The organism is Bacillus hominis (assembly GCF_030348325.1).
GTDB classification, from domain to species: Bacteria; Bacillota; Bacilli; order Bacillales; family Bacillaceae_G; genus Bacillus_A; species Bacillus_A hominis.
In genome coordinates, this window is sequence record NZ_JAUCFS010000004.1 from 1 (window position 1) to 14,909 (window position 14,909).

The 14,909-nt window shown below is 32.6% G+C and carries 15 protein-coding genes; 3 read left to right on the plus strand and 12 right to left on the minus strand.

The features are described from left to right. The 10 genes from QUF93_RS01625 to QUF93_RS01670 all read right to left on the minus strand — a co-directional run. Positions 1–927, minus strand: a 927-nt coding sequence (locus tag QUF93_RS01625) for a hypothetical protein (protein ID WP_289375188.1), incomplete at its 3' end; no start/stop codon positions are given. A gap of 15 nt (positions 928–942) precedes the next feature. Then, positions 943–2,028 carry a hypothetical protein gene (locus tag QUF93_RS01630; RefSeq protein ID WP_289361237.1) on the minus strand — a complete coding sequence of 362 codons (1,086 nt, stop codon included), beginning with the start codon at positions 2,026–2,028 and terminating at the stop codon, positions 943–945. Positions 2,029–2,131: 103 nt separating this feature from the next. After that, a complete protein-coding gene (locus tag QUF93_RS01635; RefSeq protein ID WP_033669985.1) occupies positions 2,132–2,440 on the minus strand; it encodes a hypothetical protein in 309 nt (102 codons plus the stop codon). Positions 2,441–2,465: 25 nt separating this feature from the next. Continuing rightward, positions 2,466–2,690 carry a hypothetical protein gene (locus QUF93_RS01640; protein ID WP_289361238.1) on the minus strand — a complete coding sequence of 75 codons (225 nt, stop codon included), beginning with the start codon at positions 2,688–2,690 and terminating at the stop codon, positions 2,466–2,468. A gap of 29 nt (positions 2,691–2,719) precedes the next feature. Further along, positions 2,720–3,163 (minus strand): hypothetical protein, encoded by a 444-nt coding sequence (locus tag QUF93_RS01645; RefSeq protein WP_289361239.1) that lies wholly within the window; start codon positions 3,161–3,163, stop codon positions 2,720–2,722. A gap of 563 nt (positions 3,164–3,726) precedes the next feature. Then, positions 3,727–3,975: a hypothetical protein gene (locus QUF93_RS01650; RefSeq protein WP_016128127.1), complete on the minus strand. Its 249-nt coding sequence runs from the start codon at positions 3,973–3,975 to the stop codon at positions 3,727–3,729. Positions 3,976–4,078: 103 nt separating this feature from the next. After that, positions 4,079–4,654 carry a TraM recognition domain-containing protein gene (locus QUF93_RS01655; protein WP_289361240.1) on the minus strand — a complete coding sequence of 192 codons (576 nt, stop codon included), beginning with the start codon at positions 4,652–4,654 and terminating at the stop codon, positions 4,079–4,081. Positions 4,655–4,694: 40 nt separating this feature from the next. Further along, positions 4,695–5,153: a type IV secretory system conjugative DNA transfer family protein gene (locus QUF93_RS01660; RefSeq protein WP_289361241.1), complete on the minus strand. Its 459-nt coding sequence runs from the start codon at positions 5,151–5,153 to the stop codon at positions 4,695–4,697. Positions 5,154–5,209: 56 nt separating this feature from the next. Further along, a complete protein-coding gene (locus QUF93_RS01665; protein WP_289361242.1) occupies positions 5,210–7,471 on the minus strand; it encodes a SpaA isopeptide-forming pilin-related protein in 2,262 nt (753 codons plus the stop codon). 154 nt (positions 7,472–7,625) lie between these two features. Further along, positions 7,626–7,835: a helix-turn-helix transcriptional regulator gene (locus QUF93_RS01670; RefSeq protein WP_078174534.1), complete on the minus strand. Its 210-nt coding sequence runs from the start codon at positions 7,833–7,835 to the stop codon at positions 7,626–7,628. Positions 7,836–7,982: 147 nt separating this feature from the next. Here QUF93_RS01670 and QUF93_RS01675 point away from each other — a divergent pair, with 147 nt between their 5' ends. Next, positions 7,983–8,372: a helix-turn-helix domain-containing protein gene (locus tag QUF93_RS01675; protein WP_289361243.1), complete on the plus strand. Its 390-nt coding sequence runs from the start codon at positions 7,983–7,985 to the stop codon at positions 8,370–8,372. A 240-nt stretch (positions 8,373–8,612) separates the two neighbouring features. Here the strand turns inward: QUF93_RS01675 and QUF93_RS01680 are convergent, their stop codons facing one another. Together QUF93_RS01680 and QUF93_RS01685 are read right to left on the minus strand one after the other, a co-directional pair. Beyond that, complete coding sequence (locus tag QUF93_RS01680) at positions 8,613–8,750, minus strand: hypothetical protein (RefSeq protein ID WP_240381085.1); 138 nt, start codon at positions 8,748–8,750, stop codon at positions 8,613–8,615. Beyond that, positions 8,747–9,916 carry an AimR family lysis-lysogeny pheromone receptor gene (locus QUF93_RS01685; RefSeq protein WP_240381086.1) on the minus strand — a complete coding sequence of 390 codons (1,170 nt, stop codon included), beginning with the start codon at positions 9,914–9,916 and terminating at the stop codon, positions 8,747–8,749. The genes QUF93_RS01680 and QUF93_RS01685 overlap by 4 nt, the downstream gene beginning before the upstream one ends. A 518-nt stretch (positions 9,917–10,434) precedes the next feature. Between QUF93_RS01685 and QUF93_RS01690 the strand changes: the two genes are divergently transcribed. Together QUF93_RS01690 and QUF93_RS01695 are read left to right on the plus strand one after the other, a co-directional pair. Then, positions 10,435–11,403: a Replicase RepFR55 gene (locus tag QUF93_RS01690; RefSeq protein WP_289361244.1), complete on the plus strand. Its 969-nt coding sequence runs from the start codon at positions 10,435–10,437 to the stop codon at positions 11,401–11,403. Between the two features lie 1,180 nt (positions 11,404–12,583). Continuing rightward, a complete protein-coding gene (locus QUF93_RS01695) occupies positions 12,584–13,138 on the plus strand; it encodes a MerR family transcriptional regulator (protein ID WP_289361245.1) in 555 nt (184 codons plus the stop codon). The last annotated feature ends 1,771 nt before the right edge of the window (positions 13,139–14,909 follow it).

A 14,909-nucleotide genomic window follows, 5' to 3' on the forward strand; every position in this document is an offset into this window, starting at 1 on the left:
TGGCGGATCTACCGGCGGTTTTGGTTTATCTGGATCCGTTGGTGGATCTACTGGCGGATCTACTGGCGGTTTTGGTTTATCTGGATCCGTTGGTGGATCTACTGGCGGATCTACTGGCGGTTTTGGTTTATCTGGATCCGTTGGTGGATCTACTGGCGGATCTACCGGCGGTTTTGGTTTATCTGGATCCGTTGGTGGATCTACTGGTGGATCTACTGGCGGTTTCGGCTTTTCTGGATCCGTTGGTGGATCTACTGGCGGATCTACCGGTGGTTTCGGCTTTTCTGGATCCGTTGGTGGATCTACTGGCGGATCTACCGGCGGTTTTGGTTTATCTGTTCCTGGATTTTCCGTACCGCCATTTTCATCTTCCAGTGTAACTGGTGGATTCACAATTACTTCTGGATTTTTCTCTGGTGGAAGAATATCCCCTATACTTGCTACTGAAGAATCAATATTTTGATCGCCAAAAGCAAAATGATCTCCGTTCAGGGTTACTTGTGGTTTATTATCTGTAATAGCTGCAATCACATTATCTTTTGTCGTATCTTGAAGTGTTTTATCTGTTGTTTCCTTATCAAAGAGTGCAAGAACACGAGAAGTGGTTTCATCTCTATTTTGAAGATTACCTACAATGGATTTTTCTTTGAAATTAATTTTTGATTTATCAATCTCATCTAGTACATAAGCAACTTCATTATCTTTACTTTGAATTGCGTTCTCTGTAATTGCTTCAAAATCTTGTTTGTTCAGATTTTCTTTCTTTTCCTCTGGCTTACTCTTATCTACCTTTTTTGTAATAGCTGATTTACTTTTTGATGATTCTTTACTTCCAAACCAACTGCATCCTGTAGTACTCAATATCAATGAGCCACCAAGAAAAACAATTCCCATCTTTTTATACAAATTCTCATAATTTAATGGCATGTTATTTCTTCCCCCTTAGATGTCCTTTAGATCTTTATCAATTTTTTCAATCTTAGCCTTCTTCTCCTCTTCACTTATCGTAGATTGTTGAACATCTCGTTTTTCTAATTCTTTGACCTCTTTCATCAAGTTTTTATTTGCTTGTGTTTTGGCAAAAGAATAACAATCTTCATATTTTTTTAGATTTACAAAAGCTTCAACAATGAGCTTTTCACGTCTACCATCTATATTGACTTTTCCTTTAAGCTTGATTACCTCTTCATATTTTTTATTAAGCGCTGCCTTTTCAAAATCGATCACATCATTTTTGACATCAATTTCATTGATTTTATTCATGTTGTCTATCCCGATAAAATAAGCAACCACACTTTCTGCAAATTTCGGTTCATACTGTAATGCCTTATTTGCCTTTCCATTTAATAAATAAGTAAATAAAACTGCTTTCTGACTATCTTTATCTAATTCTGTGTAATTGACCTTATCAAAGTATTTAACGGCTTCTCCATACTGTTGAATGGCTGCCTGTTGTAATCCTTTTACTACATATTGTTCAGAACCAGCATTTGCACTTGAAACTGGATTGGAAGAGAATAGCTTAAAGGCAAATATGGCACCGGCTCCAATTAACACCACACTTCCTATGACACTCGCAATCATCTTGAATCCTTTTCTATTTTCCTTTCCAGGCTTTACTTGTGTTTTCACTTCATCCGATGGACTATAGGAGGGTTCCTCCTTTCTTTCTGGTAATTCTTCTTGATATTCATATTCTTCATGAAAAGGAGAATCATTGATTTCCCTCTCTAACGTTTCTAACAGCTCCTTCTTTTGTTCCTCTTGTTCTGGATCTAATTGCATCACATTCATTTTTTTAGAAATGTGATCAAAAATATGATTTGCATATCTTGAACCCAGTGATAAAGTACCGTTATAGATTTCATTAGAATGACCATCTATCAAGTCAAAATCAATATGTTCTTGCCGCCCTTCTTCTCTATAAACACGTTCTAATCGTTTGGTTAAGGTATAAGCTTCATGAAACGAATATTGCTTACCAGACTCAATTTCTGTTCCATTACTACTTTTAAAAATGACAAACATGGCTTCTCCTTTCTCACATTTACTTTAAATCCCATGAAAAAAGGCAACAAAAAAAGCCATACCCTTTGCATAGCTTCCTCATTGCCCTATTCATATTTATTCACTATTTCATCCAAAGAAATGGAAATAAAATTTGACCAAATTTAACATTACTATTTACGCTCTCTGCTAAGTATTGGCATCCCATTACGATAACGAGTCCGGCTGCCCCACCAATAAACCACCAAATACATTTGTGTCTTCCCCGTTCACCACCCCAAATTAATAGATAAGCGCCCCAGCAAAATACAATAGCTGTGCTCACCATTGCTCCTCTTTGCATCCAAGTAATAAATGAATTACCCGTATTAATTAGACCATCCATCGCATCACCTAACACTAACATTTGAGCTATTGTTTCCAACATATACATTCACTCCCTTTTCATTTTTGGATTCTTATACGTTGCTAAGCTGACTTGACTCGCTCGGCTTGCTGTCTTCCTTTACTTCTGTTGGTGTTGCCTTATAAGCTTGTAAAGCTTTCATTACTAAATCTTGATTTTCTTCCATACATTTCTGATGATGTAAATGAAGCCAATGGTTATAATCCTGACCATTGGCTTTTAATAGGTTTGCTACCATTTCTTTTTCTTTTTTTAATTCCTTCTGTGTAATCGCCACTGTATCACCACCTTTCAATGATTATGTGATTACTTCTGGTATTGCTCTTTGCACTTTTGAACAAAATAGGTAACTTCTTTTTCAAGTTCGGACTCTTTGAACTTAGAGAAATCAATATCTTTTTTCAGTTTTCCTTTTTCATAATAAGCCAGAGAATCTCTTCGTTGTGATAATCCCCAATCGTGAGGATTACTTGAACCTGGAATGTCCTCACGATTTTCATTCAATCCTCTTACTTGAATCTTTTCCTTTTCAGCTATTTTCTTCACAAGAAAAATCCAATCATCACTATGTCTCATATTAGAGTTCAACATAACAAAACCTGTGCCATCCTCACTCATGAACTTCTTCATTTCTAACGGACTAAGTTCCATTACTTCCCCTTTTCCAGAGCTAAAGACAAATGTTGAACCAATACCAATTGCAATTAATAGTCCAACAACAGCGGAAATGATCCACCCTTTACGACTCATATTTGTTCCTCCCTATGCCATATTTTTATAAGCGATTTTGAAGTGTGATGAGACACGTTTAAACTTCAACATCTGTCTTTATTTTATAGCATTTATAGGAAAATGGGATAGAAAATGGAAATATCATTTATGGCTGGAATGACGAACCCTGTATTGGCATGCGTATAGAGACTAACCCCGACCTAGCTTCTATATGCCCAATACCGCACTACGTTTTTGGCGTGAACGTAGGACCTTATGTATCTACTGTTTGTGATGTTCGTCGCTTCTTCAGAATGTCAACATGGGATATTCCTCACGATTACTGACACAAACAGATCTTTGATACAATGTATTTCCCAGTGGTCACAGATGAGTTTTACGATCTTACTCATCCAACGATAATCGTATACCTACCCCCTCTAGTGACCTTTTGAAGGGAGGCACGCATATATATTGAAAGCCGTATATCATCCTTCTACATCATTGCTTTAAGGAAGAAGGAAATACGCAATATATATCTAAATTGTCAAAGAGCAAATTACTCTGTGCTATGTTCTCAGCACACTTCAAAATCGCTTTTTTTATTTACACTTTTGTTTTACAGCTACTAATTCCGCTTTTTTATTTTTCCGTTTAGCAATTAAATTTTGATGTTCATCTCTAACCGAACGCACTTGATAATAAATTTGAGCTACCTTTTCGATGCTTCCTGTGCTATTTTCAATTGCGATGGCACCTTTCAGTTCGTATGTTTTTCCATCAAAAGTTTTGACACTATGAGCTTGTGATGCGGCAATATCATAGAATGTGAGCCTTTGTTCTTTTCCCATATGAACGCCTCCTATTTTTGATAAAGAAGGGAGAAAAGCGCCTCTCCCTTGTCTAGTTTTCTAGCCATCTAGATAGGATGAAATAGTGAACGAGTGCTTTATATCATGCTAGGATTGTTGTGTTGTATGAAGTGATAATGCGTTGCGCTGTCTCTTTTCCATAGATGTGCTGTAATGCGGATTGAGATTCAACTACGATTGAATGATGAATGTGGTATGTTGCGCTTTCTCTTAAAAACTGCTCCATATGAGGGATTGGGTACAAATCATATTGATGAAATACCAGGTGAATTGGTCTTATATTCTTGCACTCTGTTAGATGTTGAAGAAAGTTCGATAACGCTTCCCCTCTTTCTTCATAAGTGCTTTGTTCTGTTTCTACACGAATATAAACAACTACTTTTTGATACCTATCAATTTGAAGTGTTTCATAACCAACAAATAGATCATGCTTGAGTATGTGATATCCTTGTTCTCGTTTCTCTTTATGTGTATCTTCATAAAAGATACCTTTCGGATCAAAAATGAAAATAAAATCATCCGTTGTCTTTTTCACACCTTCTATGACCGATTTATAAGCCCCAAAACGAGCTTTTATCACACCTGCAACCTTTTCCCCTTCATTCACCTCTCTCAACGCTTTAATCACCTTTGTATAATTCTTAGCTACGGCTAACATGCGTTGCACTCCTTCCTATTTCACTTCTATCTACTGGCGATTACTGAAACCAAAAATACTCTTTTTGTTCCCCTTGCTTCTCTCGTTGATATTTTTCAAGAATGGATAACAAATTGATCATTATCGCATCCCTTGTTTCTTTTGAATAAAGACCTAACTCTTGAAATATATGATATGCTGGATGCTCAATTTCAAGCGAATCCACTACTTCTACCAAGTTTGCTTCATTCTCATATATTTTTTCCGTGAACTCAATTACTTGTTTCACATCTAGGTAATATAGGTTTTTATGTCGTTGATCCAGATACAAAATACTGCCTGCCAATAATTTTGTAGCGGATTCCATCCAATAATCATGTTGCTTTAATGGTTTAATGACAGTTTGAGCGATTGAAACTGCTTGCATCAGTTCTTCTGCAAGCCAAGCACTTTTGCGCTGCATAACGTCTTCCCCAAGTTTCCCTAAATTTTTCATTTTACCGATGTAGACTTCTGACATCCCATTTCATCTCCCTCTCGGCTTCTTATATCTTGCTCCCTTTGTAATTAATCCTTTCACGATTGAGCTTTCTTGCGGTTTCTTACTGCAAATACGGCTCCAATTAAGCCAAGTGCGACACATACAAGACCGACCCATTTTATGTATGGATTTTCGGCTTTACCGCCTGTTGTCGGAAGATAAGTTTCGATTTTCTTTGGTGTTTGTTCTAGTTGTGGTTTCATAATAATCTGTTGTGGTTTCTCTAATTGTGGTATGACAGGTTTTTCCGTTACTTTTGGTTGTTCCGGTATCTGTGGTTGTGGTATTTCTGGTTGCTCTGGTTTTTGTGGTGTCTCTGGATTTTTTGGCTGTTCCGGTTGATGTGGTGTCGGTTTCTTCTGATCCTTCACCGTATGCTTAATGATTTGACCATCCTCTTTAATTTCAAAAGAGAATATTTCTTCATTTAGTAAATAACCCTCTGGTGCGAATGTTTCTTTATATGTGTACTTTCCATATGGAAGTTTGAACTTCGCAAGGCCATTTTGATCCGTCTTTCCTTTTACAACTTCTTCGCCTTTTTCGTTAAAGATAGTAAATTCAGCATTCGGAAGCTTATTGTTGCCATCCGCAATATCTACCTTGCTAATCTCCAACTCTCCTGTGATGTGCTTATTTTTCGCTGTTAGCATGATTGTCTTTCCTTGTTCCGAGATACTAAAAGGAATAGATTCTTTCGTTAAAACATAACCAGTTGGTGCTTGCTTCTCAATAAATGAGTATGCTCCAAATGATAAGTCTTTTACTTCAATCAAACCGTTTTTATCACTTTTGTGTTCACTAATTTTCTTCCCTTCTTTATCTTGAAGAATGAACACCGCACCTTCTAATTTTTTATCTGGATTCTCTCCATCTACTTTTAGAAGTTGCACGTTTCCTTTTACTTCTTTATTTTCGACTGTAAATGTTAACGTTTTTCCTTGTTCTTTAATCTCAAATGGATATTTGGTTTGATTAAGAAGGTATCCTTCTACCCCTTTTGTCTCAACAAAATAATACTTTCCATACGGAATATCCTTCACTTGTGCGATCCCTTGCTCGTTTGTAGTTGTTTTTGTGATTTCTTTTCCCTCTGCTGTATACACTGTGAACTCAACTTTTGGAAGAGTTTTTCCGCTATCACTTAATTTCTTAATCTCAATGTTTCCTTTTACTTTTACGTTTTGTACTGTAATCGTAGCAACCTCGCCTGTTTTCACTTCAATCTGTTGTGGCTGCCCATTCAATACATAACCAGTAGGTGATTTTACCTCTTTAAGAGTATAAGTTCCGAATTCTAAACCAGAAAGGCTTGCTGAACCTTGCTCATTTGTAGTCATTGTGCCTACTTTTTCATTTGCACTGTTCATGACTTCAAATACTGCACCTTGTAGCAATTCTTTTTGTTCTCCCACTTTTACAACTTTCAATCCACCAAGGGATTTCCAGTTTACTTGTAGATCGGCACTCACTTTTTCCTCATTTTTTTCTAAAAGGACTGTTGCATCTTGGACTTTATCAGTTCCTTGATACGCTACTGCCTGTAAATTAGAAAGATTAGATGTTACTTTTAAGGAAAAGTTACCTGTTTGAGAGGATTTCGGTATCAAAATACGGAATTGTTCTCCTAAATTGAATTGTTGTTTTGCTTCACCTTTTGTTGAAATAACTTTCGTTCCATTCGGTGCATTAGCTAGTTGAACTGTAAATACACCGTTCTTAGCGTTACTTTCAATTTGATACACTGTCGTTTCAAAGTACTCACCGTTTAACTTTGCTTCTTGATTGTCTGTTGGTGTTACATTCATGTACACGTCTTGTGTTTCCTGGCTTGCATTTGCACCATCAATAATCGTTTTTACGGCTTTTGCAACATTCCCATTGCGATGCTGAACTTCGTTAATGTCAATTTGACCTAACGCTGCCCAAACACTAAGCTGTGTCACGTAATGCGCCTCTTTCCAGTTAGAAACTCCTAATTCTTCTGGACTTTTTTGTGGATATCCATTTAGAAGAACTCGGTACACAACATCGTCTGTGCGCCCCATCTCTGGAAGGTCATTACCGTTTGGACTTAATTTCCCATAAGTTAAACAATACGCAATTTGCCCATTTGCATTCTTCAATAATTCTGTCCGTAGGTCTTTCCCATACATGGGACTAAAACTCCAATTCATTTCATATTTCTCACGATTAATAACTTCAGCACTCGCTTTCGTAAGTGGAAATACAAAATTCAAGACAATTAGAAGCATACTCATGACAATGAGTAACGTTTGATACGATCGTTTCAACATACTAACAGCTCCCTCAAATGATATGCAGTTTTCAAAGATCTATTTAAATCAGAATTTTCTGATTTAAAAACTTAAAAAAATACAATAAAATTATAGCTTTTCCTCGTTGTTCATTTACAATATAAGAGTATAATTGTGTATTATAAAAAATATTTCATTCTAATTTTGCTCGATAATACGTAGCTAAAAAGATCTTATCTATCGGTTCATTAAATAGATCAGCAAGAATCCTGGCTCGTTTCTCAATTATTCCTTTCTTTCCAGTTTCAATGTTATATAGCGTTTTAACTGGAATTTTAGAAGCCTGCGAAACTTCTTGAATTGTGAGTCCTCTTGTTTCTCTAACATTACGTAATGCAGACAATTTTTCACCCCCTTACATACATTCTATTCTCCTTAAAGTAGAATGTCAACACTAAAGTGGTAATTTTTATACTTAAGTGATAAAAATTACACAAATCTATACTACAGTGATAAAAATTATACAGATAGATGAAGGAGGTTAATGCAAGTGGAGAATAATATATTTGGGAAAAACATAAAAAAACTACGGGCAATAAAGGGTCTTAGTCGAAAAGAATTTGCTGATGCAATAAACACCCCATATAGTACAGTCTCTAGTTGGGAAAGTGGAGAAAAAACACCTAAAATTGATCGTATCCCAATAATCGCTAAATATTTCAATGTAAGTGAGTCACAACTATTTCTTCATCCAATGAGCGATACTGAAGTTTTTGAAAAAAGTGATTTTGGTACTGATCCTATAGAGCGTATGGCTCAAATATTAATTGATAAATATAGAAATATTCCAGACGAACATAAACCAAGAATAGAAAAAGAAATTTTAAGAATTGCACACCTTTTAGAGATAGAAATTGAGATGGAATCTCAAAATAAATAGTTAAAATATATTAAAATTTTTCATCTTCATATATATCAATCAGATCACTAAAAGCATCTAAGTCTCCATCTACAGTTAAAAGTATTTTTATAATTAAATTTTCCCATTTATCCATTAGATTACCACCTTTATATTTTTCTTTGTTCGTTAAAATCCAGTTTAACCATTTAAAAAACTCTTTATAAAGTAACAAAAGACATCGTTAAACGATGTCTTTTGTTACTTTTATATTTTTAAGATTTAGCCCATGCCACCGGGATCAGAACGAAGATATTGAGTTTCCTTTGACAGTGACATATCTTTCTCTTTATTGTCTAATAAACTCATTCCAGAAAACAAAATAAATGTTGTTATACATAATATGGCTATTTTTTTCATTTCACGCCTCCATATTCTAACATTTCTTTATATTCATTATATACTCGTGTTGCGTATTGGGAAAAGAAGTAATCGCCATTTTCAATAAACATTTGTTTGGAATCAGCAATCAATTTTAAATCCATCTTTGCTTGTCCTAAGTAACAATACTGAATAGGACTAAGTTTTTTATTTTTATCTAGAATTCCTAACAAAATATCAATTGCTCTATCGTTATCATTATTTAGTATGAAATATAGTGCTAATTCTGCTGGATGGAGCGTGTTTAAATCAATAGTTTCAATTTCTCTTTTATTTACAAGTTTTAAAAAATTTATATTGTTTACAGCGATTTTATATTTTAAAGCACTCTGATTTTCAAATACTTTCATTGCTCTTAAAGTATGTTTATATGATTGTTTATAATCTGTAAATATTAAACTTTCTCCCTTACGTAGATCAATCGTAGCCTCCATAAACGGAAAATATTTCAAATACTTATGTGACCGTAATTGATTATTACACTCATTAAATTCTTCTATTTTTAGCCTTCTTAATAATGAATAACTCCATATGTCATCTATCCAATATTTATATAGCAACTTTAAATCTTGATTTGTATGTACAGAAATGTTCTGATAAATACGGTTCCTATAGGTATCAAACATTCCAAAGTCTCCAATATCCCCAACAGACAACAAATAGAGAATATCCGAAATAATCTCCATATCTAAAGTTTCTTTTTCTGGAATGCTCTTCCGAATTTCTTCTACCATTAAAATATGCTCTTTAGGATTTCCTCCCCTTGGCCTATCATAAAACAAACTTATTAAAGGTGAATATTTTTTAACATAACTCTCCTTATGCTTACTCGTCATATTGATTAAATATTCTAAAATTAAATCATATCCATTTAAATACGCTATAATAAACAGTCTTTTCATGTTAATTTTTACATTTCTTTCATATTTCGAAAAAACTTCTATACAACATTTTTCATTTATAGCTCTATCTTCATTAAAGAGCGTGTTTGCCATTTTAAATACACTAAGCATGGAAATTTCTTTATGATATCGAAATAAATCTGTTAATGTAGATTTAGGTATATCAAGTTCTCTTGCAAAACTATCATATGATCTATTTGTCTTATTCATTTGATCTTGCATCTTCTCAATCCAATTACTCATATATCCACACCTCTTTACACATCTTGTTAGAAAATTCAGACACATATATGTGGATTATAACAAACAAATGGTAATAAATTGTATATGTTACTACAAAGTCTAGGTGATTCTGCATATTTCTCAATAATTGTTATACAATTAAGATTTTCAAAGTTACATTTTATCCTTAAAACACTTACATAAATACACTTTAGTAGAATTTTTACACTCCAAAGGATTGATATTATTAAAAAAGAACGATAGAATAAAAAGCATAAATAAAAATGACAAATGTAAATAACAACGAACAAATATAGATGAACGCAAAAAAAAACCTACCTCACAAATTTTTAATTGGTTCCGGTCGGCAAACTAGAAACCAGTTGAAAATTCCCAGGAAGTAGGATTTTTAGCACATTAAAATATATTCACTTTTATGTACTTATTTTATCATAAAGTGAATTACTTGTGAAGAAAATCCTCTACTTTTCCAACATTTTTCTGTAATTGTGTGGTGGGAAAAATAGGAGGATTTTTCTATGATATTGCAAAACTTTTTACTTAGTCGAGCAAAAGCGGAACTAAGTCCCCACATCAATCATTTATCCAAAACTCCTGGGGCTATAAATCAATCAATTAAGCAAGTTACTACTTATATTGATAGTATTGTCCTAGAATGCGAAGGTGTTACCACAAAAGATTACCTTACCAAAAGAAAATATGAAGCTTTAGAAACAGTTTTATCGTACCTAGTACAAGAAGGATATTCCCAAGTAAGGCAAGATCATATCAGCAAAAAATCAGGTATTTCAAAACCTGTCATTAACTACGTGTTAACATGGCTGCAAGATTTGGGAGTATGCCAACAAATTAAAGTACGAAGACATGGTAAGATTGCCCCTTCAATTTACATTTTAACCATTCATAACAACTATTTAAAAATCATTGAATACTTCAAGATAAAATGGGCTGTAGCAATTGATGTATGCTCTACTTTCACTGAATTTCTAAGTAAAAAGCTCTTTAAGAAGACTGTTGTAGCCAATCACGAAGATATAAAGAATGATATACAAGTCTCGTCTAATTCTATAGATATTTTCAGCGCAAACAAACAAGCAAAATCAAATACGTATTGTGAATTAAAAGAAAAGAATAACAGATTACAAGATTTAGACGACTATCTAAGTGAGGATCAGAGAAAGGCTTATTACTATATTTTAAGTCAAGAACTAAATCACCTTAGTGAAAAGGATGCATACACAATTGCTTTAAGGATGCCACCTTTTATCGACCGCTATGCTAGATGGGATTTTGAAGAATGTGTGCAATGGTTCCAATACAATGAAGCTCAAAATAGCAATCCCGCACATTTTATAAAAATGTTTGGACAAAGATCTAAACAAAATTGGGAACGAAGAAATCATAACGCAATAGAAAAGAACTCTCTACATGGTACAAATAAAAAAAGAGAATTTGTTTTCTATAATTTCTTAGAAGAAAATAATTAAATTTTAAAAATCATACTAGTATGTAGCCTTGCTTAAAAATATTAAATATAGCAAGGCTATTTGTCATATCCTCTTATAAAAGGTCATAAACTTGTTATTTTTCGACATAAGAAACTTCAAAATACAAATCATTTTATAGGATCTTTTTATGAAGTTCCAGGCAATTTACATATGAGATTAACGTTAATTTATTTCTGGATAATTCGTCATTTACTATCGAATTAATTTTGAAATTTACTAAGAGAAAATCCCGAATAGCTTGTCAGAGTAAGTTTAAAGGCACCATAATTTATTCTAATGTTTTTATTGGTTTTACTTTTTAAAACAAGATTTATTTAATATAGCATTCTGAAATTCTTTCTGTTTTGTCTAATTTTAGGGAATCCGATTAAACTTGCAAAATATATAAATAATTATGTAGATGCCTGTTATTGGTTTCCCTAAAATCTGCTAAAATTCTATTTGTTTCAAATTAAGCCCATTGATATGCCCCCCTTTTTCCCCACTTCTAATATCATTAGCAATTGAATGCATTCTGAAAAGATGGTCCATACTAAAAAAGTAAACTCCTATAGAGCTTTGTAACATTATTTCCGTTTAAGATTAAATACCTCTAATACTTTGTAGATTTTGTAAAAGCTTACGACACCCTATAAGCCATTTTCGACGGAAATTAAGCCGTTTTAAGAGCCAAAAATATTACTAGAAGTATCCCTATTTTAAATTGAGTATTATTTACTAATAAAACGCTACTTAAACGGATAGCGTTCAAAAAGATCTCCTTAATAACTTTTCATGTATTTTAAATTAAAAGAATATTAACTAGATCCTAATTCTATTAATGAAAGCTTTGATTCTTGCTCATATATCTAGTAAAATTCTTATATTGGAAACAAACTTCTAATAATAAAATTTCAAGTAATTCTTTAATTATTGTATTATCTAATAAATATTCACTTGTTTTCAAAGGTGAACGTTATGAAAACGGATAGCGTTTATAATTTAATTACCTCAATACTAGATACATAGACAAATCTAATACACAAGTATCTACACAGGATACCTTTTGAAAGTAATAAAAAATCTTACCTTGTAGCCCTATAAAGATTTCTATTATTAGAGGAATGATCCTCCTAATAAAGAAAGAATATCTAACACACAAATAATGGAGGTGTGAAATTTGGAATATGGATATTTTGCACAAGAAGTAGCAAAGCAACTAGATATTAACACTAATACACTTCGTAGATGGTCAATTGAACTAGAAAAAATGGAGTATATATTTGAAAGAAATGAACGTAACCAACGAATTTATTATGAAAATGATATAGATATTTTAAAACAAATGAAGGAATACCTAAATCAAAACTGGAAATTAGAAGAGGCCGCTACACGAAGCATGGATAACATCGAAGAAAACGCCCCCAAAACGGATAGCGTTCAAGAAGAGCCTGATACTGAAGTAACACTTCAGAAACGTTCACAAACGGATATTTCAATAATTCAAGATAAGTTTTCCTATATGTTTAACCAACAAGAAAAAATTGTACAACAAAACCAAGATATTATTGATTTATTATTACAGGAACGCTCAGAAAAGGAAGAAAAAGATTTACAAATTCAGTTACTACAAGAAAAACTGGATAAAACAATTCAATTATTAAATGAGGATCGCCAAGAGCAACAAGATAACACTAAGAAAACGTTCATTCAACGTTTGTTCAATCGAAACTAATTCGGATATGCATTTTCTATCAAATACTTATCCGAATTAGTAAAAAAATAAAAAAATCGGTAATTACCGATTTTTTTATTTTTTTAACTCATCTTCACAATGCTAAGTGCGCATTTTTCAAAAGAGTTCCTTTTATATCTGTTTTTAATAAAATACATCTAACTAACACTCATCAAACGTTCATATAGCTATACATTTTTACTTGGTTCCATACATACTCCTAAATACAATGAAGAGAAATTAATTTGATTTAGAATATCATAGTGTTAATTGAAAAAACCTTAAGAATCCCTGTCTTTCTTCATCCTTATACCAAATACTTTTCTAAATTTAAACAAATCAAATATATCTTTATCCCTTGATACTAAAGGATAGAACGCCATATGAACGCTAGGCGTTCACGCTGAATTTCAAAGTGCATTAACTCATCATTTATACACTTTGAAGAGTTATTTAAATTCTATATAGTCGTTCCTCAACTCAAATTTTAATTCGATCTTGTATGAATTTTAGAGTACCAGTCGCAATTTTATTGCGTTTTAAGACACTTCCAGTGTGACCACAGTTACATACATATCTCTTTGACCTTTCCCATGAATTCCAAAGATGCTCATTATCGCTAATATCAACATATTGATCATACTTTGTAGAAATTAGTATAATGTTTTTTTATTGATTTTTGGAGAAGATTGACTAGGTTCTATAATTCCCCAACAATTTAATAAATCTTCATAGGAAACTCCATGTTTTTGCAAGTCTTCTTTAATATATTTACCAAGTCGTGTCCTCAGTAAAAGATATCTTAACACCTTATGTTAATGGATTTAACGGCTTATGAACGCATAGCGTTCTCGTTTTATAAAGCGTTAAGTTAACGCTTTATAAGCGCTCATTCTATAATTTTTAATTTTGTTTCAATGAATATTTTAACATTATATATAACGATACGATTTAGACATAATGATACAGCTTTAATATTAGTAACTAATTTATATGTAGATATAGCACAGGTCTATATTATCCAGACTTCATTGATATGCCGTTATAGCTATATTAATTTATAGATTAATTCTTGTGACGTTCCTTAAATTTTGCTTATTTATTACAAATATAGATTGAATAGCTCGTTTGTATCATTTAAATGAAACTACCTTAGTGTCAGTCGCATCTCTCAATAAAAACCCTTTTAAAAAACTCATAAACGTTGATATTAAAAGGATAGTCGCTTAAAAAACGGATAGCGTTCACGTAATTTTATACACTAAAATAACACTTCAATAATGTTTGTGCTGTTAGGGAATTCGGATACACCCTCTAAAACATCAAATTCTCTTAAGAATAATAGAAATTAAACTTTTAAGTCTAACATTAATTTTTAAAGATGAATTCCAACTTAAGTAATTGAGTTGGGTCATATACAAAATACTCACTCTAATCGATGCTTTCATTATCACTTTCTGAACTTATATAGCCTTCATAACTTATTAAACGTTAATTCAACATCCTATAAACACTCTTATATAACTTTTATCTTTATTTTAATCAGAATATAAATTTCTTATTAATAGGACTTTTACTTCCAGTAAAGTTAGGCTGAGAGGGGGTTCGTAATATCAATATAATGTTTTCATGTGCAGAGATAATAAAATTGTTTAATTTTGTTCTTAGAAAGACAATAACCATATATCAGTTACTTTGATATATAGTTATTAAAGATGTTAAGAAAACACAATTTCTCTTCAATTCTATGATGTTTAGGAATAATAAAGTT

Excerpts from the sequence above, each read along its gene's own strand:
- QUF93_RS01630 (WP_289361237.1), bottom strand. The coding sequence starts at position 2,028 with ATGTTTGTCATTTTTAAAAGTAGTAATGGAACAGAAATTGAGTCTGGT.
- QUF93_RS01635 (WP_033669985.1), bottom strand. The coding sequence starts at position 2,440 with ATGTATATGTTGGAAACAATAGCTCAAATGTTAGTGTTAGGTGATGCG.
- QUF93_RS01645 (WP_289361239.1), bottom strand. The coding sequence starts at position 3,163 with ATGAGTCGTAAAGGGTGGATCATTTCCGCTGTTGTTGGACTATTAATT.
- QUF93_RS01650 (WP_016128127.1), bottom strand. The coding sequence starts at position 3,975 with ATGGGAAAAGAACAAAGGCTCACATTCTATGATATTGCCGCATCACAA.
- QUF93_RS01655 (WP_289361240.1), bottom strand. The coding sequence starts at position 4,654 with ATGTTAGCCGTAGCTAAGAATTATACAAAGGTGATTAAAGCGTTGAGA.
- QUF93_RS01660 (WP_289361241.1), bottom strand. The coding sequence starts at position 5,153 with ATGTCAGAAGTCTACATCGGTAAAATGAAAAATTTAGGGAAACTTGGG.
- QUF93_RS01665 (WP_289361242.1), bottom strand. The coding sequence starts at position 7,471 with ATGTTGAAACGATCGTATCAAACGTTACTCATTGTCATGAGTATGCTT.
- QUF93_RS01680 (WP_240381085.1), bottom strand. The coding sequence starts at position 8,750 with ATGAAAAAAATAGCCATATTATGTATAACAACATTTATTTTGTTTTCT.
- QUF93_RS01685 (WP_240381086.1), bottom strand. The coding sequence starts at position 9,916 with ATGAGTAATTGGATTGAGAAGATGCAAGATCAAATGAATAAGACAAAT.
- QUF93_RS01690 (WP_289361244.1), top strand. The coding sequence starts at position 10,435 with ATGATATTGCAAAACTTTTTACTTAGTCGAGCAAAAGCGGAACTAAGT.